Here is a 23,390-nt window from a genome sequence, read left to right as displayed (position 1 = left end):
CATGCGCCGCTATTCCTTCGTGACGGTCGACGTCTTCACGAACCAACGGTTCGGCGGCAATCCGCTCGCCGTGTTCCCCGATGCGCGCGGCATGAGCGATGCGGAAATGCAGTCTCTCGCTGCCGAGTTCAATCTCAGCGAAACGACCTTCGTGTTGCCGCCGGAGAATCCCGCCAACACCGCACGGGTGCGCATCTTCACGCGCACGACGGAGATGCCGTTCGCCGGACATCCCAATGTCGGGACTGGCTATGTGCTGGCGCAACAAGGCCGGGACAAAGACGGCAAGCTCCTGTTCGAAGAGCTGGCTGGCCTCGTCGAGGTTCAAATCGAGCGTGATGGGGCAGGGGCGCCAGTCGGAGCGACGATTGCAGCACCGCAGCCGCTGTCGCTCGGTGTCGAATTGCCGGTCGAAGAGATTGCCGCCTGCGCCAACCTGAAAGTCGATGACGTGATCGTGCGAGCGCATCGGCCGGTGCAGGCATCGCTGGGCAATCCCTTCGTCATTGCCGAGGTCGAAGCAACGGCATTGGCGCGCGCGACGCCGGACATCGCCGCTTTCCGCAGGTCGGTGATGCGCGAGAGCGCCCTCAAGGGCCGGCTCGGGCTCTACCTTTATGCCCACGAAGGCGAGAGCAGGGTTCAGGCGCGGATGTTCGCGCCACTGGGCGGTACTTTCGAAGACCCGGCGACCGGCAGTGCCGCGGGCCCGTTAGGGGCGCTGTTGTTATCGCTGTCGGGCGACGCCGAGAAGCAATTCGACATCCATCAGGGTGTCGTCATGGGCCGGCCGAGCTTGTTGCGCGTCGTTGCTCGTCGTGGTGCGGACGGCATCCGCGCCACCATCGCCGGCCAGTGCGTTCCGGTCCTGCGCGGAGAAGCCGAACTCTAGTCAGTGCGGTCGGAAGGCGTACTGCTTCAAGGCCTCGAGCGATACGACATGCAGGGTGACGACGTGCGTGGCTTCGAGGACGACCAGCGGCGCGGCGCCGGCATCGAGCGCCTCTTTCCAGCGGCTGGCGCAGAGGCACCAGCGGTCGCCAGGCTGCAAGCCGGCAAAACCGTACTGCGGCATCGGTGTGCTGAGGTCATTGCCTTGCGACCTGGAGAAAGCGAGGAACTCGGCGGTCATGACGACACAAACAGTGTGCAGGCCGACGTCTTCGCGGCCGGTATTGCAGCACCCGTCGCGATAAAAGCCGGTTACCGGGCTCGTAGAGCATGGCTCCAGCACACCCCCCAGGACATTGATCGATGGGGCGCGGCCAGGACGGCCTTCCTCGGGTGTCTGGTCGAACATGCCTCACCGTATCACTTGGAATTTGCACTTTCGAGCCGCCCGGCCCGCTGGTAGAAACCCTCGCGTCATTGTGGCGGTGCAGGAAACGGGGCGTAGCGCAGTCTGGTAGCGCGTCTGCCTTGGGCGCAGAAGGTCGTCGGTTCGAATCCGGCCGCCCCGACCAGCACCAGCCCACTGTCGACGGAGAGACGAGGTCCATGCAGGTACGTATCTTCAAGCCGGCCAAGACGGCCATGCAGTCCGGTCAGGCCAATACCCTCGAATGGGTGCTCGAGCCGGAGCCGTCGCGCAAGGAGATCGACCCGCTGATGGGCTGGACGGGATCCCGCAACACCATGCAGCAGGTCCGGCTCTTTTTCCCGACCCTCGAAGAGGCCAAGGCCCATGCCGAGAAAAACGGCTGGCAGTACACGGTCGAGCAGCCGCATAACCGGCCAGTGAGACCCAAGGCCTATGCCGACAATTTTTCCTACACACGCGTCGGCCGTTGGACGCATTGAGCGTCCGTAGCGACTGTCGGGTAAGCGCCCGTAGCTCAGGGGATTAGAGCAACCGCCTTCTAAGCGGTAGGTCGTTGGTTCGAATCCAACCGGGCGCACCATCTTGTCATTCTACGCTAGAAGCGTTCGGCGCTTGCGGGTGCCGAGCCAGACGGCGATGCCCGTTAGAAGCAGCAGCGCGCTGGCTATGACCGAAACGACAATAAAAGCCCGGTCGAAGGCTTGGTGAGTCTGATGACGGAGGAGTGCCGCAGCCTCTCCGGTCATTTTCTCAGCGATGATCAAGGCCTCGTCGAGACTGTCATAGGCCATCTCCGACACAGCCATGCTTTCGGGCAGTACGAGCGACAACGAATAGACCGCCGACATGATGCTGCCGAGAATGGCGATGCCGATCGCGCCGCCGAGCTCATAGGAGACCTCCTCGATCGACGCGGCCATGCCGGCGCGATCGGCCGGTGCGCTCAACATGATGACACTCGATGCTGCGGTCATCCCGGCACCGATGCCGAACCCCAGTATGACGAAGCCGGCGATCTGTGCGCCGAGAGAAGCGTTATGGACGGTCAGGTAAAACGCGAGGCCGGCTCCTGCAACCAGCATGGAGCTCCACAGGATGTTGATCCCGCCGATGCGCGGCATGAGGAGCCCGGTGAGTGGCCCGGCAAGGAAAGCGGCGAGCGGGATTGGTATGATGAATAGCCCAGCCTCAAGCGGTGACAGGCCGAGCACTAGCTGAAGCCTCTGCGAGATTGCGAGTTCGAGCCCGATTAGCGCGAGCGAGGCAATCAACGCTGTCGCCACGCCCGACGAGAAGCGGGTGTCTCGGAACAGCGAAAAGTCGATCAGCTTGTGAGGCAGTCGGTTTTGGCGGTGCACGAACAGCGTCAACGCGATGATGCCGATGATCGCGGCAAGGGCGACGGCTTCCCATGATGGCGCGCGTTTGCTTGCTTCCTTGATCGCATAGGCGATGCCAATCAGACCAACGAGAATCTGTACGGAGCCGATAAGGTCCCAGGGACGTTCTGTGTTGGCCGGTCGATCCGGAATGACCCTGACGGCAAGCGCCAAGGCGATCAGAACGACGGGAACGTTGATGAGGAAGACCGAACCCCACCAGAAATATTCGAGCAGGAAACCGCCGAGCACCGGTCCGATTGCAGCACCACCTGACGCGATTGCCGCCCAGATGCCGATGGCGAAAGAGCGCTCCCGTTCGTCCTCGAAGGTAAGCCGGATGATGGAGAGCGTCGCCGGCATCATCATTGCTGCGCCGACTGCGAGCAGTACGCGCGCGCCAACCAGCACCGCAGGAACGGGCGCATAGGCGGCGAGCAGGGACGCGGCGCCGAACACGCCGAGGCCGTAGATGAAGAGCGGCTTATGGCCAAACCTGTCGCCGAGCGTGCCAAGGCCTGGCAGGAGGCCGGCCACCACGAGCGGATAGGCGTTGATGATCCAGAGCTTCTCCGACGCCGTGGCCGCTAGATCGTGCGTCAAACGCGGCAGCGCCGTGTAGAGCACTGTCATGTCGATGACGATCAAGAAGAGGGCACTGGATAGGATCGTCAGCACGAGCCAACGGTTCTTGATGGTCATCTACTCACCATGAAAGCGCACTAGTCCAAGAGGAATCGCATTGGGCCGCGCTTGTACGGCCAATCGTTCTAATATAAATACATACGTATGAAAAATAAAGTGGATGAACAAGGCAGATCGCCAGGTCGCCCTCGGACGATCGATCGCGAGCACTTGCTCGATGCTGCCGAGGAAATCGTCACCAAACACGGCGCGGCGGCCCTGACGATCGACGCAGTGGCGAAAGCGACAGGGATCACGAAAGGGGGCGTTCAGTACGCGTTCGGCACGAAGGAGGGCCTTATCGTGGCGATGTTCGAGCGGTGGGGCAGTTCCTACGACGAGCTGTTTCGCGCGATCGCCGGGGCCAATCCCGCACCCGTTACTGCCATCCGCGCGCATGTCGAGGCGACGCATCGGTCGGACGAGGCGACACAAGCCAAGGCGGCAAGTTTACTTGCCGCGTTGATTCGCTCCCCAGAGGATCTTGCCTCGACACGCGCCTGGTATTCCAGCCGCACCGCGGGCCTCGACATGTCCAAGAGCGAAGACCGCCGCGCGAGGCTCGCATTTCTTGCTACCGAAGGGGCCTTCATGCTGCGCTTCTTCGGTCTGATGGATATCGATCAGACTGAATGGCTCGATATGTTCAAAGATATTCAGGCGCTGGTCGGCGAACCACTGTCGCCGCCGCGAGGTTCGAGCAGGAAGCACTGATCGTCAGCAACCACGCTATGTCCTGAGTAGCCAAAGGGCATTCGTTGCACTGACTGTGTCGCTCGCATGCAAAGCTGCCTTCGCTATTTGCATGAGATTCATTCTCAATGTCGTTTCCCTTCCATGATAATGACTTGCATTCGCCCCAATCGACGGGGGAATGCGTTTTTTTGTCAGGGGAGATTTCATGGCGAAGCGTATGCCAGCGACGACGGCCCTCCTTGGACTGCTCGTAGCTCCAACCGCCATGGCCCAGCAGCCGCCGGCCAACACGACGCCATCAGATCCTGCGGCGCCACCGCCGACGGAAAACAAGCCGGGCGACCCGACCAGCGCGCCCGCGACCATGCAGACCATCACGGTCTCCGGTAGTCGCCCCAGCGAGGACTTCCAGGTCACGCGCGGTTCGATCAACCGCATGGGGGCCGGGAACCTGATGGACGTTCCGCAGTCAGTCGTCGTCATCAACAGAGCACTGATGCAGTCCCAGGGCGTCACGACGCTCGAGCAGGCGGTGCGCAACGCACCGGGTGTCACCATCGGCTCGGCCGAAGGCGGCAACATCGGCACCAACATCAACCTGAACGGCTTCTCCGCACGCACCGACATCTACCTCGACGGCATGCGCGACCGTGGCCAGTACTACCGTGATGTCTTCGCACTGGAGCAGGTCGAGGTCCTGATGGGGCCGTCGTCGATGCTGTTCGGTCGTGGTTCGACCGGCGGCGTCATCAACCAGGTGATGAAGAAGCCCTTCCTCAAGCAGGCGACGGAGCTCAGCCTCTCGGCCACGACGAATGGCCTCGTGCGCACGACAGCCGACGTCAACGTCCCGTTCGAGGAAACCAACGCAGCCCGCGTCTCGATGATGTTTCAGGCCGGCAAGGCCTCGACCCTGGACCAGACGAACGTCCTCGACTTCGGCATCGCGCCGTCGGTGAAGCTGGGCATCGGCACGCCGACCGAGATCACCCTGTCGGCGATCCTGCAGCACAAGAAGGATCAGGTGGCCTACGGCGTGCCAAACCTGAACGGATTCCCGATCAACGTTCCGCGCAACACAGCCTACGGCTTCAACAACGACTATACGGCCCAGGACGTCATCGCGCTCAACGCCACTGTCGATCACAAGTTCAATCAGAACCTGAGCCTGCGCAATCAGACCGAATTCGTGTGGGTGAATACGAACGTCCGCGAGACCTCGGGCGGCTTCGTGGGCTCACTTGCAGCAAATGGCGCTTTCGTGGCGGCACCGGCCGCCTGGCCAGGCGGACCAGTCCAGAGCGGCCTGCCGCTCAGCTCGCTCTACGTCCGCCAGTTGAGCCGTGACCGAAACGTCAACGACATCACGCTGGAGAACCAGACCGAGTTGACGGCCAAGTTCGATACGGGCCCCGTCGGTCACACGCTGCTGGCTGGCGTCGATCTCAACTACGAGTCCTACACCAACAAGGCTTTCTCTCGTACCGGCACCTGCAATGGCACCGCACTGCCCACCGGTTCACCAGGGTGCGTGCCGGCCGGCTTTACGACTGGCGGCGATTCTCCATCGACTACGCCATCGGTTCCGGGCAACTACGCGTCCTCGCAAGCCTGGGGAGCGGGTATCTACGCCAACGACACGATCCAGGTCATGCCCTGGCTGAAGCTGGTCGGCGGTGTGCGCTGGGACGTCTACACGGCGCAGATCGGCAACTCGATCAATTCGGCGAACACGCCCGGCAATACGGCCGTTCCGTACTATACGCAGACGGATACGTACACGAGCGTGCGCACCGGCGTGATCATCGAGCCGACACCGGAGCAGTCCTACTACTTCTCCTACAGCACCTCGTTCAATCCATCGCTCGAGCAGCTCACCTCGACGACCGGCACGACGGCGTTGCCGCCTGAAACGAACGCAGGCTTCGAGATCGGCGCCAAGTACGAGCTGCTGAAGGGTAACCTTTCGCTCAACGGCGCACTGTTCCGGATCATCAAGAACAATGCCCGCACCACCAATCCCGACGGCACGTTCTCGCCCACCGGCCAGATCCAGGTGCAAGGTGCGCGCATCGGCTTCGCCGGACGCATTCTGCCTGAATGGCAGGTGTTCGGCGGCTATGCCTATCTCGACGGCCGCATCCTGAACGGCACCGCAGCCAACACCACGGGTAACGTACCGCTCAATACGCCGAGAGATTCGGGCAACATCTGGACGACCTATACGATCAAGGACACCTACGAGATCGGTGGCGGCATGTTCTATATGGGCGCGCGCTACGCCAACAACCAGAACACCGTGACGGTTCCGGCCTACACGCGCTTCGACCTGACGGCAGCCTACAAGCAGCCGAGGTACGACATACGCCTCAACGTCTACAACCTGTTCAACACGATGTACTACGAAGGTGTCATCGCGTCGGATGGTGGCCGTGCGGTGCCAGGTGCAGGCACCACGGCGATGCTCACTCTCAACTATCGACTGTGAGGGAGGCGACCGCTCGATCATGCTGGTCTGCATTCCCAATGTGCTCGACGCCGCGCAGATCGTCAGTCTGCGCGAGCGGCTGGACCGTGCCAATTCGTGGGTGGATGGGCGCGTCACCGCGGGCTACCAGGGCGCACCGGTAAAGTTCAACCAGCAGATCGACGAGCTCTCCGACGTATCGCTGGCCTGCCAGCACATCGTCGTCTCGGCGCTCGAACGTCATCCGACGTTCATCAGCGCCGTGCTGCCGAACGCCATCTATCCGCCGATGTTCAACCGCTACGGCGAGGGCATGAAGTTCGGGGCGCATGTCGACGGCAGCGTGCGCATCAACCCGCAGACCGGGGCCAAGCTGCGTACGGACGTGTCGGCGACGCTCTTCCTCACCAATCCCGACGATTATGACGGCGGTGAGCTGCAGATCGAGGACACGTTCGGCCGCCACAGCATCAAGCTCGGCGCCGGCGACATGGTCGTCTATCCGGCGACCAGCCTGCACCAGGTCGCGCCGATCACGCGAGGGACTCGTACGGCCTGCTTCTTCTGGGTGCAGAGTCTGATCCGCGAGGACAGCCAGCGCGCTCTGCTCCACGACATGGACAACGCCATCCAGCGTCTCAACCAGACCGAGGCCGACGAGATCGCGCGACGATCATTGATCGGCTGCTATCACAATCTAGTCAGGCAATGGAGCGAGACCTGATGGGCACCGCCGCCGCTACTGCCCTGGGAAGCAACAAAGTCAATCGCCGGCTGACCTTCGTACGCTGGGTCAGGCGTACGCACGGCTGGTTCGGCCTGTGGGGTGCACTGCTCGGGCTCATGTTCGGCTTCAGCGGCATCTGGCTGAACCATCGCGCCACCCTGAAGATGCCGCTTCCCGATCAGCAGCAGATTCACAGCTTGCTCGCGCTGCCCGATCCGCGTCCGGAGACGATCGACGCTCTGAATTCGTGGCTCCAGAAAACGCTCAAGCTCGATCGGCCGGCCAACAGTACGCGCGTCGAACGCGCCCGCCCGGTGCCGTGGGCCGAGCGGGGATCGGGGCAGGGCGGTGAGACGCGGCCGCCGATGCAGCCCGAGCGCTGGACGCTGAACTTCGGCGGGCCCAACAAGGTTGTGCAGGTCGAGTACTGGGTCGGCAACAAGTCCGCGAGCGTGCGCACGACGGATAACGGCGTCGTCGCCACGCTCACCAATCTGCACAAGGGCACGACCATGCCCGTGCCCTGGATCCTGCTGATCGACACGTTGGCCGGCAGCATGATCTTCCTGTCGATCAGCGGCGCCATCCTGTGGTGGGAGACGCATCGCCGCCGGACAGTCGGGATTGCGATCTTCGGTGTGGCCGTTGTCGTCACGGTGGTGCTCGCCGTCGGCCCACTGCAGCTCTAGGGCATGTCATGACTGCATTGCCCACACCCTCGATTCCTCCATTGGCTGGCGGCCAGCCTGGGCCTTCGCGCGAGCCGCTGTCGCCCTGGGCGCGTGGCGGCCTGTTGGCCTTCGTCGTCTTCTTCCATGTTGGCGGCGGCTGGGCGTTGACCCAGGTCGAGCCGGTCAAACTGATCGTGGGGGATATTGCACCCATGGAAGTGCGCATGGTGCCCGCAGCCGAGCCCGCACCACTGGACATCCCGCTGGCCGAAGAGCCACCGCCGCCCGAAATCCCGATACCGGAGCTGGCGACGGCGATCGAGCCGCCGCCGCCCGACCTGCCGCCACCTGAGTTTCCGGTCGAGGCAAAGCCGCCCGAGCCGCCGAAGCCTCCCGAGAAGCCCAAGCCGCCGCCGCCCAAACCGGTGCAACGGCCGCCCCAGCCAAAGGCGCCTGTCGACACGACGCCGCAGCAGGCCGCCCCGAAGGCGCCCGCTGCGCCGCGTACCGTCCAGGCTTCGCAGCTCGGTTATCTCGTGCCGCCCAATCCGGTCTATCCGGCGCGCTCGCGTCGTGCGGGCGAGCAGGGGACGGCCACGGTCCGCGTACTGGTCGATATCACCGGCCGGCCGAGCCAGGTTTCGTTGCAATCGTCGTCCGGTCATTCGGCCCTCGACGAGGCAGCCATCAGCGCCGTACGCGCCGCGCAGTTCCGCCCCTATTCAGAAGGCGGGCTGGCGCAGGCCGTATGGGTTCTCGTTCCGATCAGATTCGTGTTGCAGTAGGAGAGTATCTCATGGGCGATGCATCGAGTTTGGGCTTCGGCCATTTCATCGCGCAGGCGGATATCGTCGCGAAGGTCCTGCTGGGCGTACTCGTGGTGATGTCCGCAATCTCCTGGTATCTGATCATCTACAAGGGGATCAGCCAGGTCGTGCGCCAGGGGCGCAGCAGGAAATTCCTCACCTTCTTCTGGAGCGCCACCTCGCTCGAGGCCGTACAGAACGAACTGACGGTTCATGGCGTGCGCGAGCCGTTTGGTCACCTGACGGCGCACTCGCTGCATGCTCAAGCGCATCACGCCAAGTTCGGCGCTGCTAAGCTAGAGGAGGCGGGCAGCGAACAGGAGTTCCTGACGCGCACCATCAAGAAGGTGCTCGACGAGGAGACCACGGCACTCGAGAACGGCCTGACCATGCTCGCTACGATCGGTGCCACGGCGCCGTTCGTCGGCCTGTTCGGCACGGTGTGGGGCGTCTATCACGCGCTGGTCGCCATCGGCATGAGCGGCTCGGGCATGCTCGACAAGGTCGCGGGCCCGGTCGGCGAGGCGCTGATCATGACTGGCATTGGCCTTGCCGTCGCGTTGCCGGCGGTCATGGGCTACAACTGGCTCACCCGCTCCAATCGCGTGCTGACGGCCAAGCTCGATGCCTTCGCCTTCGAGCTGCTGACCTTCCTGTCGATGGGCCGCGCCCTGCAGGCCGGTCGTGCCCGAACGACCGGTACGCCGCTCGCGGCTGTGAACTAGGCGGAGGCGACCATGGCTTTCGGAAGCTTCGAACGTAAATCGTCCTCTCAGCCCATGGCTGAGATCAACATGGTGCCGTTGATCGACGTTGTGCTGGTGCTGCTGGTGATCTTCATTGTGACGGCGCCGCTTCTCACCAATGTCGTGAAGCTGGACCTGCCACGTGCGACAGCGAACGCCGAACTCCAGAAGCCGGAGAAGATCGAGTTCGCCATCGATGCTCAGGGTGGATTGTTCTGGAACGGCGAGCGGCTGACGCGCGAGGACGCAATCGCACGCTTCATCGAGGCCGGTCAGAAGCGGCCGCAGCCCGAGGTTTATCTGAGGGCCGATCAGACCGTCCCGTATCGCTACGTTGCCCAGACCTTGGCCGATGCCTCCAAGGGCGGCCTGTCGAAGGTGGCGTTCGTCAGCGAACCCGAGCGCTAATCCTTAGAGCATCTGCATCCAACGCGGCGAACTCCGCAGCTTCGCCGCGTCGCGGGCCGGGGGCGCTCCGAACAGCCGCTTGTACTCGCGACTGAACTGCGAGGGGCTGTCATAGCCGACGGCATGTCCGGACGCCGCGGCGTCGAGAGTCTGCGTCAGGATCAGACGTCGCGCCTCCTGAAGCCTGAGCTGCTTCTGGTACTGCAACGGGCTCATCGACGTCACGGCCTTGAAATGCTGATGGAATGCGGAGGGGCTCATCCGCGCCTCTCCCGCGACGGCATCGACGCTGAAGGGCTCGCGGAAGTTCTCCTTGATCCAGGAAATCGCCCGGCTGACCTGCTGCATGCGGCTTTCGGTCAGGGCGATCTGCCGAAGATGGGAGATCTGATCGCCCAGCAGGAGCCGGTAAAGGATCTCGCGCTCGATCAGCGGCGCCATGATCGGGATTTCCTGTGGGACCCCCAGCAGCCTGATCAGGCGGACCACTGCATCCAGCAGCTCCGCGGAGAGGGGGCTGAGCGACAGCGCCGATACCGGGGCGCTGTCACGGGCAGGTGCGACGCCGGCATCGAGCATCAGGGCGCCGATGGCGACTGGATCGAGGTCGAGGCGCAGACAGAGGTAGGGTCGGCTCGGACGGGCTTCGAGAATCTGGCCGACGATCGGCACCTCAACCGAGACGACGAGGTATTTGGCGGCGTCGTAGACGTGGATGGCATCGCCCACCATCACCTGCTTGCGCCCCTGCGCCACGAAGCAGACCGCTGGCTGATGAACGACATGCAGTGGCTCGGTGGGCTGCGATGAACGTATAAGCGAGACGCGCGGAATTGCGGTGGGATGAACGCCATCCTCTGAGACACTGCCGTCGATGAGGGTGGCGAGTTCGTGGACCACCGCACTGGATTGCCTGGTCTCCGTCATCCCGAGCCGATCCTTTCGATCTGGAGGATTGTGCAAGAAGCCGGGAGTTCCGGTCTACCTGTATCGACCGTCGATCTCCCATCTTCCCGCCATGGCCGGCCGTGGTTTGCCGGCGATTTCTTGGAGGGATCGGTGTCCAACATCGAAGGTAAAGTTGTCGCTATTACGGGCGCCAGCAGCGGTATCGGCGAGGCGACGGCCAGGCTGCTCGCGGCCCGCGGCGCTCGCGTCGTGATGGGCGCGCGCCGCACGGATCGGTTGGAAGCGCTGGCTGCAGCCATCTCGGCCGCGGGCGGTGAAGCGCGCTTTCGGCCACTCGATGTCACCGATCGCGAGGAGATGAAAGCCTTTGCCGCCCATGCCGTCGCCGAGTTCGGGCGGGTCGACGTGCTGATCAACAATGCCGGCCTGATGCCGCTGTCGCCCCTCAGCGCGCTCAAGGTCGACGAATGGGACCGAATGATCGACGTGAACATTCGCGGCGTCCTGAACGGCATCGCCGCCGTGTTGCCCGGCATGAAGGCGCAGGGCAGCGGCCAGATCATCAACGTCGCCTCGATCGGAGCCCACATCGTGGTGCCAACGGCAGCGGTCTATTGCGCCACGAAGTATGCAGTGTGGGCAATCTCGGATGGGCTGCGGCAGGAGAATACCGACCTCCGCGTCACTGTCGTGTCGCCGGGAGTGGTCGAGAGTGAGCTCGCAAACACGATCACCGATGCCGGCGCAGCGCAGGCAATGGCGACCTACCGGCAGATTGCGATCGGGCCAGACGCCATCGCGCGGGCCATTGCCTATGCGATCGAGCAACCGGCCGACGTCGATGTCAGCGAGATCATCGTCCGCCCCACCGCCAGCCCGAACTAGGAGCCATAACCATGAAAAGCCTTGCAATCAAAACCATGAGCGCCGCGGCTGGCGCCTTGATGGCCGCGGGACCCGTCGTGGCTCAGGACGACCGCATCGCGCGGGGCGAGGCGGTCGTGCGGACTCTCAACGGTGGTCAGGCGCAGCCCACGCTTGAAGGTCTTCGCCGTGATTTTCCGTTCCTCGCCGACGCCATTGCCGGCTACGCGCTCGGCGAGGTGTGGGCGCGGCCGGGGCTCGATCATCGCACACGCCAGATCGCTGCCGTGGCGGCCTTTGCGGCCCTCGGGCTCAAGCCCTTTTTCAAGATCCATGCGGGTTACGCGCTCAATCACGGTGTCACTGCCGATGAGCTGAAGGAAGTCGTCTATCTGACGACAGTTCCCGCGGGCTTCCCCCGCGCCATCGAGGCGGCCCAGGCTTTGAGCGAAGTATTGGAAGAAAGGAGCAAGGCGATGGCTGCCCATCCCTATGTCGGTATGTGGGTGACTGCCGACGGCAACATTCGCCATGAGCTGTTGGCGAATGGACGCTATGTCGAAGCACGCGGGACGCGCGAGAAGGCCTATCAGGGGCGCTACACCATCAAGGGCAATCACATCGACTATGTCGACGACACCGGCTTCACCGCCGACGGGGATTTCGTCGACGGTGTTCTCCATCACGGCGGCATGGTTCTCTATCGGCGCAAGTAGCGTCGATGGAGAGAGGGACTAAGTGCGCGAACCAGCGAAGCTCACGGTGGCGACACCGGCGCCGACCAGCAGGCCGCCACCGACCTTGTTGACGACACCGATCGCCCGCGGATTCGATGCAAAGCGGCGTGCGCGCGAGGCGACCAGCGCATAGCCGAAGGCATTGGCGAAGGCCAAGACCAGGAAGGTGGTTTCGAACACCAGCATCTGGGTCAGGAAGTCGCCCGCCGGGTCGAGGAAGGCGGGTAGGAAGGCCACGAAGAAGGTGATGCTCTTGGGATTGAGCGCCGTCACCAGCCAGGCATGGCCCAGCATCTTTGCTGCCGATACGGCATCTGTCCGTGGCTGGGCATCCAGCGTACCGCCGGCTCGCCAGAGCTTGATGCCCAGGTAGACGAGATAGGCAGCGCCGACCCATTTCAGGATGGTGAACAGCGTCGCCGAGGTGGCGAGCAGGGCGCCCAGTCCCAGCATCGAGAGCGTCATGGCCGTGAAGTCGCCCAGGGCCACGCCGACCGCCATGGGAAACGCCGTTCGCCAGCCCTGTCCCAGAGCGTAGGACACGACCAGAAGCACGGTTGGTCCCGGAATGATCAGCAGGATGCTCGATGCGGCGGCAAAGGCCGCCCAACTCTCGAAACTCATGGGCAATGCTCCACAGATTTCGCCGATCAAGCCATGTATAGATTGGGGCGTCAGCCGGAATTTGGCCTCTTTCCATCGTCAAGATTATCGGCGTACGATCTTGTCGGAGGCCGAATGAACCGTCCCAAGACCCGAGGCTACCATCACGGCGACCTGCGCGAAGCGCTGGTAGCGTCTGGCCGCAAGCTCCTGGAGGAGAAGGGCGTTCGCGGCTTCACCCTGCGGGAATGTGCTCGACGTGCGGAGGTATCCCATGCTGCACCGGCGCATCACTTCGCCTCTATGGACGACCTTCTCGCAGAACTCGCGCAGCGAGGCTTCAAGGAGCTGAGCGCCTCCATGACCGCCGAAGCCGAACGGGCCGATGGCGGGGCCGCCGCCCAGCTCGTCGGGCTGGGGGTGGGCTATATGGCCTTTGCTGCTGCCAATCCCGTCCTCTTTCAGCTCATGTTTAGCCGCGAGGCCAATCGTCTCGAAGTGGCTGAGGGAGCCGCCGAGATCCGCCGCCTGCAGGCCGCTGCCGTCGATGCCGCCCTTCAATCTGCCGATACGCAGGTTTCAGGGGAGGTCCGTCAGCGCATGACGGATTTCGCCTGGGCCACGATGCATGGCTTCATCACGTTGGTGCTGGAGGGTGAAATTGGCGGCCGGGATTCGTCGCGTGGCCTGAAGGCACGCGGCCTCGCGGCTCTCGCGGCGATGGCCGAAACGGTCGTGCGTTCAGGTGGCCGTTAACGGGATCCGGAACAGCAGCGCCTCGACGTTGTCGCCATAGGCCGCGATCTTTGTGAAGCGTTTCACCAGGTGGCCGCCATTGGCCGTGATGACCCGTTGCGACGGCAGATTGTCCGGATCCGTCGTCAACTCGACATACGGCAGACCTTCCTTGGCGACCTCCGGCAGTAGCATTCCGAGTGCTTTGGTGGCGTAACCGTGACGGCGCTTCCAGGCCGGAACGGCATAGCCGATATGGCCGAGACAATGCGCGGGGAGGTCAGGCGTCCCGGGCTGCCAGCGGAAACTGATCGAGCCGCAGAAGCCGCCGTCCCACATCCAGCGCCGATAGCCCGGAAGCCTGGCGACGAACGTACCGTCCGGTAAGGCGATCGGTCCGGCCTTGGCCTCGCGATCGTCGAGCAGCGCGACGAACGCCTCAGCGCCTTCCTCAATGAGTGCCAGCTCGTCCCGTGCCGTTTCCTCGGGATTGATATTGTCGGGCGACCAGCCGCGCTTCAGAGCGGCGGCATATTCGTCGAGATAGGCCAGGGCAGGGACAACGAGCTGCAAAGGACTTTCCTTCGGACCGGAGCCTTGCTGTAGCATGCTCGCCCATGAGTTCCAGTCCCGTCCTCGCCCTCGATATCGATGGCGTTATCTCGCTCGGTTACCCGGGGGCGCCCCATCCCTGGTACGCGACCATGAAGGCTGACTGGGGTTTCGATCACGATGAAATGGCACGGGATTTCTTCCATCGCGATTTCCGGGAAGTCATGCGCGGCCGGTTGGATCTCTACGTCGCTCTCCACGAGTACCTTGAACCGAAGGGCCTTGCGGATCGGCTGGAGGAGTTCGTTGCCTATTGGTTCGAGAAGGACTCCATCATCGACCGTGATGTGCTGGCCCAGGCCGATGCCTGGCGGCAACGCACCGGCGGGCGCTGCTTCGCCGCCTCCAACCAGGAGCATCATCGCGTTGCTTACCTGCGCGACCAGGCCGGGCTCGGTCCCCATTTCGACGAGATCATCTATTCGGCTGCCCTGGGGGTCACCAAGCCGGAACGGGTGTTCTTCACCAATGCGCAGGCCCGTATGGGCGTGACCGTGGCCCAGTCGATCCTGTTCGTCGACGATTCGGCGGCCAACGTCGACGCTGCCCGCGCCTGTGGCTGGCGGGCCATGCTCTATCGCGGCCCCGAAAGCCTCAAACAGGCTTTGGCGGGCTGGGGCTGATCATCGATTCCATGCTAGAGGCTTGGTCATGCTGATGTTCGACATACCCTTCGGCACGACCGAATGGGACGGTGTGGAGCGTACGGAACACCCCGGCGAAACCGGCAAGGCGTTCTGGCGCACGCGAAACTTCAACAACATCCGTGTGCGCATGGTCGAGTACACGCCCGGCTATCTCGCTGACCATTGGTGCCAGAAGGGCCATGTCCTGCTGGTGCTCGAGGGCGAACTGTCGACCGAACTGGCCGATGGCCGCACCGTCGTGCTGAAATCCGGCCAGAGCTACCAGGTGGCCGATGGCACGCTCGCCCACCGTTCGCGCACCGACAAGGGCGCCAAACTTTTCATAGTGGACTGACATGACGGACATGATCGGCTTTATCGGCGTCGGCACCATGGGAGAGCCGATGTGCCGCAACCTGGCACGCAAGAGCGGCATGACGGTCCTGGCGGCCGATCGCGACGAGGCGCCTCTGAAGCGGCTGGCTGCCGACGGCGTGAAGGCTGCGTCGGTCGACGAGATCGCCGAGAGCTGCCGCACGATCTTCCTGTCGCTGCCGGGCGGCAAGGAAGTGGAGGAGATTTGCCTCGGCCCGAACGGGCTCACCAGCAAGGCGAAGCTCGGCTGGACCGTTGTCGACCTCAGTACGGCGCCGCCGCGTTTGGCACGCCGGCTCTACGCCGAGTTCGAGGGCAGGGCTACGGCCTTCGCCGATGCGCCCGTGGCCCGCACGCGCCAGGCCGCGATCGATGGCACGTTGTCGATCATGGTGGGCGCAACGTCGCCGACCTTTGAACGCATCGAGCCGTTGCTGCGCCACATGGCGAGTGAGGTCACCCATTGCGGCGAGGCGGGGGCGGGCCAGACCGTCAAAATCCTGAACAACATGATCCTGTTCCAGACCGTCGTGGCACTGGGCGAAGCCCTGTCGATCGCGCGGGCCAACGATGTGGACGGCAAGATCCTGTTCGAGACCTTGACCAAGGGATCGGCTGATTCCTTCGCGCTGCGCAATCACGGCATGAAGGCGATGCTGCCGGGGGTGTTCCCCGAGCGCGCCTTCTCGACGAAGTACGCGCTCAAGGACCTGAGCTACGCCATCGAGATGGCGGATGAGACCGGCGTACCGGCGTTGGGTGCCGATGTGGCGCGCGAATTGATGGAGCGCGCCGTAGAACTGGGCCATGGCGAAGAATATTGGCCCGTGCTGCTGCGCTCCATCGAAGACGCTGCCAACAAAGACTAAGCGCCGAAGCCGCCGTCGATCGTCTGCATCGAGCCGGTGATCATCGCACTGTGCGGGCCGGCGAGATAGGCCGTCAGTTCTGCGACCTCATCGGCGCGGATGTGGCGCTTCACCGCCATGAAGCTGTGCATGAGACCTGCCATCGGTCCGTTTGCTGGGTTCATGTCGCTGTCGGTCGGGCCTGGCTGAACGCTGTTGACCGTGATGCCGCGTTCGCCGAAGTCGCGGGCGAGGCCGCGCACCATGCCCTGGACAGCCGACTTGGTGAGGGCATAGGCAGCACCACCTGCGAAAGGCATGCGATCGCCATTGACCGAGCCGATCACGATGATGCGGCCGTCGCGGTTCATCTTGCGCGCGGCTTCGACCGCGGCGTGATAGGGCGCCCGGACGTTGACGTCGATCATGCGGTCGACCGCGTCCGGCTCGATGGTGAGGGGATCACCCAAAATGCCTATGCCAGCATTGACGACCAGCACATCGAGGGCGCCGCGACCAGCGACGGTGGCGGTCAGCGCCTTACGGTCGCCGCTGTCGGTCTGGATGGCCTCTGCCCCTGTGGCCTTAGCCAGCGCCTCGGCGGCGTCTTTGGAACCGGCATAGGTAAAGGCGACCTTGCCGCCACCCGCCGCGAAACGGCGGACGATCGCTGCGCCAATGCCGCGGCTGCCGCCCAGGATCAGAATGTTCTTGCCAGAGAAATCGGCCATGTCGGCCTCCTTGATATTGTGTAGTGGTCGCTATATATGAAGGCTCAAGCGAAGCACAAGGACTATTTTTAGTGATCGCTATAAAAAACTCCGCCCCGCGCGGTCGACCCCGCTCTTTCGATGTGGAAGAGGCGGTCGACAAAGCCGTGAAGCTGTTCCACCAGCGCGGTTACGACGCGGTCGGTGTCGCCGAGCTGGGCAGTGAGCTCGGCATCAAACCACCGAGCTTCTATGCCGCGTTTGGGAACAAGGCCGGATTGTTCCAGCGTGCTCTCGAGCGCTACACCGCGAGCAAGGCCAGCGTTTTTGGCAACGCTCGCGCCAAGGGCGGATCCGTGACCGAAGTGATCGAACGGACGTTACTCGAGGCAGCCCGAATCTATCCTGAGCGGGACGGCGCGGCGGGCTGTCTGGTGATCGATGGCACGCGCAACAGCATCGATCCCGAGGCGCGTGCCCTGGCGGCGGCCCTGAAAGAGGCTGGTCGCGCCAGCATCCGCGACTTCATCGCGACGGAGTTTCCTGAGCGCGCCGACGAGCTTGCCAGCTTGGTGACGATTGCTCTGGCGGGCATGTCATCGGCCGCGCGCGACGGCGCCAAGGCCTCGACACTCAAAGCCTTCGCAGAGGCGGCCGGTCGGGCTTTTCGTCAGGAGGCGGTGCGCGCATAACCTTTCTCGCGCATGCAAGTGTCGGCGAGGCGGCTTTCTTCCTGCGACTTGAATGCCGCGAACCGCTGTTGCCATTCGAGGTAGCTCGGCTGGCGTCCGGCCCAACTCGGCGGATAAGGGAAGGGGAAGCTGAAGACGTAAAGCCGGTCCGCTTCCTCCTTGGCCGCTTGCTTGCACTGCGTCCAATCGGCAGCGGTCGCGGCACTTCCAGTGTCAGCTCTTTGCCATGAACCGGGCGGCCCGCACGCCGCGGCGCCCAGGATCATCACGAGGCACAATGTTGCTCGGGCGAGATGCAAATTTTGGCACGCTCCTTGGCTCGGTTGCTGATGCTATGGTCCGACTGGACGGAGTTCATGTGAAGAGGAGAAGAGCGCAATGGCGCGGATTGCAGTGGGTGGTTTTCAGCACGAGACCAATACGTTCGCGCCGCAGCAGGCCACCTGGGAGGAGTTCGTCAGGGCCGACGCCTGGCCGCCGCTGTTGCGCGGGCAGGAGATGATCGCAGGTGTCGAAGGCTACAACATCCCGATCGCCGGCGCGGTGAAGAAGCTCGCCGAGCTCGGCCACGAGATCGTGCCGCTCGCCTGGGCGGCCGCGGCGCCAGCCTCTTACGTGACCGAGGACGCCTACGAGCGGATGTGGAAGCTGTTCGACGAGGATCTGCGCAAATTTGGTCCGTTCGACGCGGTCTATCTCGACCTGCACGGCGCGATGGTCGCGGAGAACACGGAGGATGGCGAGGGCGAGTTGCTGCGGCGCATCCGTGGCATCGTCGGCAACGACCTGCCGATCGTGGCGAGCCTCGATTATCATGCCAACCTGACGCCGGAGATGGCGCAGCTCGCCACCGCTCTGGTCGGCTACCGCACCTATCCGCACATCGACATGGCCGTGACCGGTAAGCGCGCCATCGAGCTGCTCGACAAGCTCCTCAGGGAGAAGCGCCCAGTCTATCGTGCCTATCGCCAGCTTGATTTCCTGATCCCGCTGGTCTGGCAGTGCACGTTCATCGAGCCGGCCAAGGGCATCTTCGATCTCGTGGGCGAGCTTGAAGCCGGCGAGAAGAGCCACAACCAAGGCATCGTCAGTGTTACTCATACTCCCGGTTTCCCGCCCGCCGACATCGCGCAGTGCGGCCCGGCGCTCGTGGTCTACGGCCATGACAAGGAAGCGGTCGAAGCGGCGGCTGACAAGCTCGCGGCAACCGTGAAAGCACACGAGAAGGCCTTCGACGGCGAGCTGCTGGATCCGGACCAGGCCGCCTTGCGGGCGATCGAGCTGTCGAAGGGGGCGAAGAAACCCATCGTGCTGGCCGACGTGCAGGACAATCCTGGCGCTGGTGGAACGTCGGACACCGTTGGCTTGCTGGCGGCCCTGATGCGCCACAAGGCCAAGGGTGCCGTGATCGGCATGATCGTTGATGAGGAGGCCGCCAAGGCCGCCGCTGAAGTCGGCGAGGGCAACATCATGCGGCGCGGCATTGGCGCCGTCGTGGGTTATGGCGGCGAAACGCCGGTCGAGGCCGACTGGCGCGTGGTCAAGGTCGGCGACGGCAAGTTCACCGGCACGGGTCCGTTCTATGGTGGCGCCAAGTTCCAGATCGGGCCGATGGCCCTGGTCACGGATGAGGCGAGTGGTGTCTCAGCCGTGCTGGCAGCCAAGCGCGTGCAGGCGGCCGACCAGGAGATGTTCCGCCATGTCGGCGTCGAGCCCGCGGAGGCGCCGATCCTCGGCCTCAAGTCGACGGTCCATTTCCGGGCCGACTTCCAACCGATTGCCGAGACCATCCTGGTGGTGAGGTCGACCGGTGCGCACATCACCGATCCCGTCGACATGCCCTATAAGCACTTGCGCAAGGGCATCAAGCTCCGGCCGATGGGGCCGGTCTGGAACGGCGCCTAGCCATCGCGGAAGGCGGGCCGCAGGGCCCACACCATCGGCACGGTGGTGAGGGCCACGCAGGCGACGGCAACAAGGGCCGTTGCCAGGCCCACCACGTCGCCCAGCAGGCCGAACAGCAGTGGACCGGTGGCGCCCGCCACCGAACCGCCGGTGTAGAAGATCGCAAAGGCGCGCGTGCGTTTTTCGGGGCTCACGAATTCCGGGACGGTGCCGTACAGAACCGAAGACGTGCCGTTCAGCATCAGGCCAACGACGGGCAGCAGCACCAGCGCGAAATCCAGCGACAGCGGCAGGAGGGCGAGGACCAGAAGCGTGGTCGCCACTTCCGTGAGCACGACCGACGGCACGACGCCCAGCCGTTGCCCGACCCAGCCCATCACCAGCTTGCCGGCCGCGCCACCGGCGAAGAGCAGCGACAGGCCGAGGCCGATCGTCGGCAGGTCGGCGCCTTTGTCGCGTAACAGGAAGGGCAGGAAGATCAGGAAGCCTGTGCGCACCAGATCGTCGGCGATGTGGATCGAGAACAGGAGCCAGTAGGCCCACGGCCGATCCTGGCCAGCAATCACCCTGGAGGGCTCGGCCTTCCCGTGCAGGACGATCGGCTTCAGCGAGGCGATGATCACGCCGGCGCCAAGGACGGCCAGCGCTGCCATCACGACCATCGCCTGCTGCCAACCGAGCGACGCGGCAACCAGGGCGAACAGTGCCGGGAGCAGGACCTTGCCGACATCCCCGGTGAAATTGTAAGTGCCGAGCGCCGTGCGCGACTGCTGGCCGTGATACATGGCGGCAACCAGGCTCGACGCGATCGGATGCTGCGTGCTGCCGCCCAGGCCTGCCAGCAGCAACCCCGCGATCACGCCATAGAGCGAGCCGGAGAGGCCCGCGAAACCGTAACCGACAGCAACCAGCACTGTCCCGAGTGCCAGGACGCGCACGCCGCCGAAGCGTTCTGCCAGCATGCCCGAGGGGATTTGCCCGCTCGCCATGGCGCCGGAATAAACCGTCTTCAGCGCGCCGATGGCGGCATAGCTCAGGCCGAACTGGGCCTGTAGCAGCGGATAGAGGACGTTCAGAAGGTCGGTGAAACCGTCATGGAGAGCATGCGCTCCACCGCAGACGGTGAGCGTCCTGCGGGCGGTCGGCGAGGAAGAGACGGCGACTGTCATCTCGCCGTCACAATACTAGCGCCCCGGGATGCGGTCGAACCAAAAGGCGACTTGCTGTTGAAAGTCGTCTTCGGCGTAAGCGGTGTCAGTGATGATCGAAGGCTTGCCGTTGCGCGGATAGCGCACGCTCTGCAATCGAGCAAAGCGCGTATCGCTGAGGTGCAGGATCAGCACGTCGCCTTGGCGGCGGTGGAAGATGAATTCGTGGATCTTGCGGATGTTCACCAAGCTGACGACGTAGCGTCCGTCTCGGCCGTCGGCAGCAAGCTGGCGCACCGGAACGTCACGGCCTTCGTTGGTGATGCCCATCAGCGCCAGCGCCTCGGGTGCCATCATATTGTCGGTGCCGGTGTTCTGGATCATCCGCACCAGTCGGTCACCACGTGGCGACAGGGTGGTGGTCGTCTTGCGCTTGCCGAAGAGGTTCTGGTCGCAGGCGCCGAGCGGAAGGAGCAGGCCAGCACCGAGAAGAGCACGCCGCGAAAAACCAACGCTACAGGTCAAACTCAATCCTTCCCGATCTTGTCCATGTCGACGATGACGGGCGCGATCTCCTCGAGCGCACCGCCGCGGATCGCCCGGAAGAAGCAATTGTGCCGTCCGGTGTGGCAGGCGACGCCGGTCTGCTCGACCAGCACGAGAAGCGTGTCGCCATCGCAATCGACACGCAAGTCGACCAGCGTCTGGATATGCCCCGACGTATCGCCCTTGCGCCAGGGCGCGCGGCGCGAGCGCGACCAATAACAGGCACGGCCCGTGCGCATGGTTTCCGCCACGGCGTCACGGTCCATCCAGGCCATCATCAGCACTTCACCGGTATCGTGCTGCTGGGCGATGGCAGGCACGAGGCCCTGTGCATCGAATTTGATGGCGGCGAGCGCCGCGTCGATCTCGGATTGTTCGTAGGTGGTGGGCATGGCGAGCCTTGGCCTTCGAAGGGAACGGCGCGTATAATCGCGACGACCTCGCTTGGCAAATCGGGAACCTCGTGAAGAAACCGGCCAAAGCTGCCCCCGCAGGGCAGGCCCCTGCACATGCCCACGATCACAAGCACTGCGTCGAGGATGCGCTAGCCGCCGCAGAGAGGCTTTGCGCCGCCAAGGACCTGCGGTTCACGCCGCTGCGCCGGCGCGTGCTCGAACTTGTCTGGTCGAGCCACAAGCCGGTCGGTGCCTATGCACTGCTGGACAAGCTGCGTAACGAAGATCTCGGCTCGGCGCCGCCCACGATCTACCGCGCCCTCGACTTTCTGATCGAGAACGGCCTGATTCACCGCATCGAGCGCATGAATGCCTTTATCGGCTGCAGCCACCCGGGCGAGGCGCATCGCGGCTTCTTCCTGATCTGCGGCGACTGCGGCAATGCGGAAGAATTGGACGGCGACGGCCTCTCCGAGGCCATCACCGCCGACGCCCAGCGCCGCGGCTTCGCCGCGCGCGACATGACTTTGGAAGTAACCGGCCTCTGCGCCGACTGTCGGAAGACCCCAGCTTAGGCGTTGTGAGCCCGGTTCAGACGCTCGAAGCCCTCGGCGAGATCCGTCTTCAGGTCCTCGACATCCTCGAGACCAATATGGACGCGCAGGAGCTGCTTGCCCTGCGGCCACGGCACGGCGGTGCGGTACTGGTCGGGATGGGCCGGGATCATCAGGCTCTCGTAGCCGCCCCAGCTTGCGCCCATACCGAAGATGTCCATGCCGTCGAGCATCGCCGCCAGCGCGTTCTTGCTATAGCCGTCGCGCAGCGTGAACGAGAACAGGCCCGACGCGCCCTTGAACTGCTTCTTCCAGTTCTCGTGGCCCGGACAGTCGGGGAGGGCGGGATGCAGCACCTTGTCGACCTCGGGCCGTGCCTTCAGCCAATGGGCGATCTCGATGCCGCTCTTCTCGTGATGGCGCAGTCGCACGCCCATGGTGCGCAGGCCACGTAGCGCGAGATAGCAATCGTCCGGCGCCGCATGGAAACCTAAGGACTGGCATGCCGTCTTCGCGACCTCGAACAGCGGCCGCGTGGCGCAGGAGATGATGCCCATCATCGCATCGGAATGACCGACGATGTACTTGGTGCCGGCATGGATGGAGATGTCGCAGCCGTGCTCGAACGGCTTGAAGTAGAGCGGCGTCGCCCAGGTATTGTCGATCATCACCGTGGCGCCGGCCTTCTTGGCGACGGCGGCGATGGCATCGACGTCTTGCACTTCGAACGTCTGCGAGCCGGGGGCTTCGAGATAGACGACCTTGGTGTTGGGTCGCATCAACTTCTCGATGCCCGCGCCGATCATGGGATCGAAGTAGGTCGTCTCGACGCCGAAGTTCTTCAGTGTCGTGTTGGCGAAGCGCCGCGCCGGACCGTAGGCGTTGTCGGTCAGCAGCATGTGGTCGCCGGCCTTGAGGAAACCCACGATGGCGCCGGTGACCGCGCCGAGACCGGACTGTACGGCGATGGAGCGATGCGCGCCTTCGATGGCGGCAACGGCATCCTCGAGTGCCTTCTGCGTCGGCGTGCCGTTGCGGCCGTAGCCGAAGCCCTCGAAGGGAATGCGGTTCTCGAACTTCTCCATGGTCGGAGAGAGGATCGTCGAGGCGTGGTAGACGGGCGGATTAACGATGCCGAAGTTGCTATCGGGATCGCGGCCTGACACGGCCAAAACGGTGTCGGGGCGGGTATAAGTTTTCTTAGCGGTCATGAATCCGACTATGGC

General features: G+C 63.9%; 29 protein-coding genes, 2 tRNA genes and 1 pseudogene. 21 read left to right on the top strand and 11 right to left on the bottom strand.

Features of this window, described 5'->3' with window-relative positions:
* Nucleotide 1 precedes the first annotated feature (1 nt).
* Entirely contained in the window at nt 2-892 is an 891-nt protein-coding gene (locus EPO50_RS05675) for a PhzF family phenazine biosynthesis protein (RefSeq protein ID WP_296341825.1), read from the top strand.
* Here the strand turns inward: EPO50_RS05675 and EPO50_RS05670 are convergent, their stop codons facing one another.
* Nucleotides 893-1,300, bottom strand: coding sequence for a DUF2237 domain-containing protein (locus tag EPO50_RS05670; RefSeq protein ID WP_296341823.1), 408 nt, complete (start codon nt 1,298-1,300; stop codon nt 893-895).
* A gap of 86 nt (nt 1,301-1,386) precedes the next feature.
* Here EPO50_RS05670 and EPO50_RS05665 point away from each other — a divergent pair.
* From EPO50_RS05665 to EPO50_RS05655, 3 genes are all read left to right on the top strand, one after another.
* Nucleotides 1,387-1,463: transfer RNA gene (locus tag EPO50_RS05665), tRNA-Pro, on the top strand.
* 34 nt (nt 1,464-1,497) lie between these two features.
* Nucleotides 1,498-1,800, top strand: coding sequence for an ETC complex I subunit (locus EPO50_RS05660; protein ID WP_296341821.1), 303 nt, complete (start codon nt 1,498-1,500; stop codon nt 1,798-1,800).
* 24 nt (nt 1,801-1,824) lie between these two features.
* Nucleotides 1,825-1,901, top strand: a tRNA-Arg gene (locus EPO50_RS05655).
* Between the two features lie 10 nt (nt 1,902-1,911).
* On the opposite strand, the gene EPO50_RS05650 is transcribed toward EPO50_RS05655, so the two are convergent.
* Nucleotides 1,912-3,402: an MFS transporter gene (locus EPO50_RS05650; RefSeq protein WP_296341819.1), complete on the bottom strand. Its 1,491-nt coding sequence runs from the start codon at nt 3,400-3,402 to the stop codon at nt 1,912-1,914.
* 87 nt (nt 3,403-3,489) lie between these two features.
* On the opposite strand from EPO50_RS05650, the gene EPO50_RS05645 reads away from it, so the two are divergent.
* The 7 genes from EPO50_RS05645 (at nt 3,490) to EPO50_RS05615 (ending at nt 9,905) form a co-directional block, all read left to right on the top strand.
* Nucleotides 3,490-4,098: a TetR/AcrR family transcriptional regulator gene (locus EPO50_RS05645; protein ID WP_296341818.1), complete on the top strand. Its 609-nt coding sequence runs from the start codon at nt 3,490-3,492 to the stop codon at nt 4,096-4,098.
* 187 nt (nt 4,099-4,285) lie between these two features.
* Nucleotides 4,286-6,568 (top strand): TonB-dependent siderophore receptor, encoded by a 2,283-nt coding sequence (locus EPO50_RS05640; RefSeq protein WP_296341817.1) that lies wholly within the window; start codon nt 4,286-4,288, stop codon nt 6,566-6,568.
* A gap of 19 nt (nt 6,569-6,587) precedes the next feature.
* Nucleotides 6,588-7,271 (top strand): Fe2+-dependent dioxygenase, encoded by a 684-nt coding sequence (locus tag EPO50_RS05635; RefSeq protein ID WP_296341815.1) that lies wholly within the window; start codon nt 6,588-6,590, stop codon nt 7,269-7,271.
* Nucleotides 7,256-7,963: a PepSY-associated TM helix domain-containing protein gene (locus tag EPO50_RS05630; RefSeq protein ID WP_296341813.1), complete on the top strand. Its 708-nt coding sequence runs from the start codon at nt 7,256-7,258 to the stop codon at nt 7,961-7,963. Before EPO50_RS05635 ends, EPO50_RS05630 begins: the two co-directional genes overlap by 16 nt.
* Before the next feature lie 8 nt (nt 7,964-7,971).
* The gene (locus EPO50_RS05625) at nt 7,972-8,730 is read left to right on the top strand and encodes an energy transducer TonB (protein ID WP_296341811.1); all 759 of its coding nucleotides are present in this window, start codon (nt 7,972-7,974) and stop codon (nt 8,728-8,730) included.
* Between the two features lie 11 nt (nt 8,731-8,741).
* Nucleotides 8,742-9,476 carry a MotA/TolQ/ExbB proton channel family protein gene (locus tag EPO50_RS05620; RefSeq protein ID WP_296341810.1) on the top strand — a complete coding sequence of 245 codons (735 nt, stop codon included), beginning with the start codon at nt 8,742-8,744 and terminating at the stop codon, nt 9,474-9,476.
* A 54-nt stretch (nt 9,477-9,530) separates the two neighbouring features.
* A complete protein-coding gene (locus EPO50_RS05615) occupies nt 9,531-9,905 on the top strand; it encodes a biopolymer transporter ExbD (RefSeq protein WP_296341808.1) in 375 nt (124 codons plus the stop codon).
* A 3-nt stretch (nt 9,906-9,908) separates the two neighbouring features.
* On the opposite strand, the gene EPO50_RS05610 is transcribed toward EPO50_RS05615, so the two are convergent.
* The gene (locus tag EPO50_RS05610) at nt 9,909-10,832 is read right to left on the bottom strand and encodes an AraC family transcriptional regulator (protein ID WP_296341806.1); all 924 of its coding nucleotides are present in this window, start codon (nt 10,830-10,832) and stop codon (nt 9,909-9,911) included.
* Between the two features lie 132 nt (nt 10,833-10,964).
* Here EPO50_RS05610 and EPO50_RS05605 point away from each other — a divergent pair, with 132 nt between their 5' ends.
* The 3 genes and pseudogenes from EPO50_RS05605 (at nt 10,965) to EPO50_RS05595 (ending at nt 12,394) form a co-directional block, all read left to right on the top strand.
* Nucleotides 10,965-11,699, top strand: a complete 735-nt coding sequence (locus tag EPO50_RS05605; protein WP_296341805.1) for an SDR family oxidoreductase — start codon at nt 10,965-10,967, stop codon at nt 11,697-11,699.
* 35 nt (nt 11,700-11,734) lie between these two features.
* Nucleotides 11,735-12,154, top strand: a pseudogene (locus EPO50_RS05600) (carboxymuconolactone decarboxylase family protein); the annotation flags it as partial.
* Entirely contained in the window at nt 12,134-12,394 is a 261-nt protein-coding gene (locus tag EPO50_RS05595; protein WP_296342341.1) for an Atu4866 domain-containing protein, read from the top strand. The pseudogene EPO50_RS05600 and the gene EPO50_RS05595, both read left to right, overlap by 21 nt.
* 18 nt (nt 12,395-12,412) lie before the next feature.
* Here EPO50_RS05595 and EPO50_RS05590 read toward each other — a convergent pair whose 3' ends face one another.
* Entirely contained in the window at nt 12,413-13,039 is a 627-nt protein-coding gene (locus tag EPO50_RS05590) for a LysE family translocator (RefSeq protein ID WP_296341801.1), read from the bottom strand.
* Between the two features lie 114 nt (nt 13,040-13,153).
* Here EPO50_RS05590 and EPO50_RS05585 point away from each other — a divergent pair, with 114 nt between their 5' ends.
* A complete protein-coding gene (locus EPO50_RS05585) occupies nt 13,154-13,774 on the top strand; it encodes a TetR/AcrR family transcriptional regulator (RefSeq protein WP_296341798.1) in 621 nt (206 codons plus the stop codon).
* Here EPO50_RS05585 and EPO50_RS05580 read toward each other — a convergent pair.
* Complete coding sequence (locus tag EPO50_RS05580) at nt 13,760-14,326, bottom strand: GNAT family N-acetyltransferase (RefSeq protein WP_296341796.1); 567 nt, start codon at nt 14,324-14,326, stop codon at nt 13,760-13,762. The two genes, EPO50_RS05585 and EPO50_RS05580, sit on opposite strands and share 15 nt — an antisense overlap.
* Nucleotides 14,327-14,370: 44 nt before the next feature.
* On the opposite strand from EPO50_RS05580, the gene EPO50_RS05575 reads away from it, so the two are divergent.
* The 3 genes from EPO50_RS05575 to EPO50_RS05565 are packed head-to-tail and all read left to right on the top strand — an operon-like array spanning nt 14,371 to nt 16,235.
* Nucleotides 14,371-14,988 (top strand): HAD-IA family hydrolase, encoded by a 618-nt coding sequence (locus EPO50_RS05575; RefSeq protein WP_296341795.1) that lies wholly within the window; start codon nt 14,371-14,373, stop codon nt 14,986-14,988.
* A 28-nt stretch (nt 14,989-15,016) separates the two neighbouring features.
* Nucleotides 15,017-15,346 (top strand): DHCW motif cupin fold protein, encoded by a 330-nt coding sequence (locus EPO50_RS05570; protein ID WP_296341793.1) that lies wholly within the window; start codon nt 15,017-15,019, stop codon nt 15,344-15,346.
* A gap of 1 nt (nt 15,347) precedes the next feature.
* Entirely contained in the window at nt 15,348-16,235 is an 888-nt protein-coding gene (locus tag EPO50_RS05565) for an NAD(P)-dependent oxidoreductase (protein ID WP_296341791.1), read from the top strand.
* Here the strand turns inward: EPO50_RS05565 and bdcA are convergent.
* Entirely contained in the window at nt 16,232-16,945 is a 714-nt protein-coding gene (gene bdcA, locus EPO50_RS05560) for an SDR family oxidoreductase (RefSeq protein WP_296341790.1), read from the bottom strand. The genes EPO50_RS05565 and bdcA overlap by 4 nt on opposite strands.
* A 122-nt stretch (nt 16,946-17,067) precedes the next feature.
* On the opposite strand from bdcA, the gene EPO50_RS05555 reads away from it, so the two are divergent.
* Complete coding sequence (locus tag EPO50_RS05555) at nt 17,068-17,616, top strand: TetR/AcrR family transcriptional regulator (RefSeq protein WP_296341789.1); 549 nt, start codon at nt 17,068-17,070, stop codon at nt 17,614-17,616.
* On the opposite strand, the gene EPO50_RS05550 is transcribed toward EPO50_RS05555, so the two are convergent.
* Complete coding sequence (locus tag EPO50_RS05550) at nt 17,595-17,882, bottom strand: hypothetical protein (protein WP_296341787.1); 288 nt, start codon at nt 17,880-17,882, stop codon at nt 17,595-17,597. The genes EPO50_RS05555 and EPO50_RS05550 overlap by 22 nt on opposite strands.
* Nucleotides 17,883-17,994: 112 nt before the next feature.
* On the opposite strand from EPO50_RS05550, the gene EPO50_RS05545 reads away from it, so the two are divergent.
* Nucleotides 17,995-19,521, top strand: coding sequence for a M81 family metallopeptidase (locus EPO50_RS05545; protein ID WP_296341785.1), 1,527 nt, complete (start codon nt 17,995-17,997; stop codon nt 19,519-19,521).
* Here the strand turns inward: EPO50_RS05545 and EPO50_RS05540 are convergent.
* Genes EPO50_RS05540 through hisI form a run of 3 tightly spaced genes read right to left on the bottom strand, consistent with a single transcriptional unit; the run spans nt 19,518 to nt 21,607 of the window.
* Entirely contained in the window at nt 19,518-20,690 is a 1,173-nt protein-coding gene (locus EPO50_RS05540) for an MFS transporter (protein ID WP_296341783.1), read from the bottom strand. The two genes, EPO50_RS05545 and EPO50_RS05540, sit on opposite strands and share 4 nt — an antisense overlap.
* Nucleotides 20,691-20,705: 15 nt before the next feature.
* On the bottom strand, nt 20,706-21,194 hold the full coding sequence (locus EPO50_RS05535; RefSeq protein WP_296341781.1) for a hypothetical protein: 489 nt from the start codon (nt 21,192-21,194) through the stop codon (nt 20,706-20,708).
* A gap of 2 nt (nt 21,195-21,196) precedes the next feature.
* Nucleotides 21,197-21,607: a phosphoribosyl-AMP cyclohydrolase gene (gene hisI, locus EPO50_RS05530; RefSeq protein WP_296341779.1), complete on the bottom strand. Its 411-nt coding sequence runs from the start codon at nt 21,605-21,607 to the stop codon at nt 21,197-21,199.
* Nucleotides 21,608-21,678: 71 nt separating this feature from the next.
* Here hisI and EPO50_RS05525 point away from each other — a divergent pair, with 71 nt between their 5' ends.
* Nucleotides 21,679-22,185, top strand: coding sequence for a Fur family transcriptional regulator (locus EPO50_RS05525; protein ID WP_296341778.1), 507 nt, complete (start codon nt 21,679-21,681; stop codon nt 22,183-22,185).
* Here EPO50_RS05525 and metC read toward each other — a convergent pair.
* On the bottom strand, nt 22,182-23,375 hold the full coding sequence (gene metC / locus EPO50_RS05520) for a cystathionine beta-lyase (RefSeq protein ID WP_296341776.1): 1,194 nt from the start codon (nt 23,373-23,375) through the stop codon (nt 22,182-22,184). The genes EPO50_RS05525 and metC overlap by 4 nt on opposite strands.
* Between the last annotated feature and the right edge of the window lie 15 nt (nt 23,376-23,390).

It is taken from the genome of Reyranella sp. (assembly GCF_004297405.1).
Lineage (GTDB): Bacteria > Pseudomonadota > Alphaproteobacteria > Reyranellales > Reyranellaceae > Reyranella.
The sequence above is the reverse complement of the archived record's forward strand: the minus strand, read 5'-3'. Positions and strand labels throughout refer to the sequence as shown.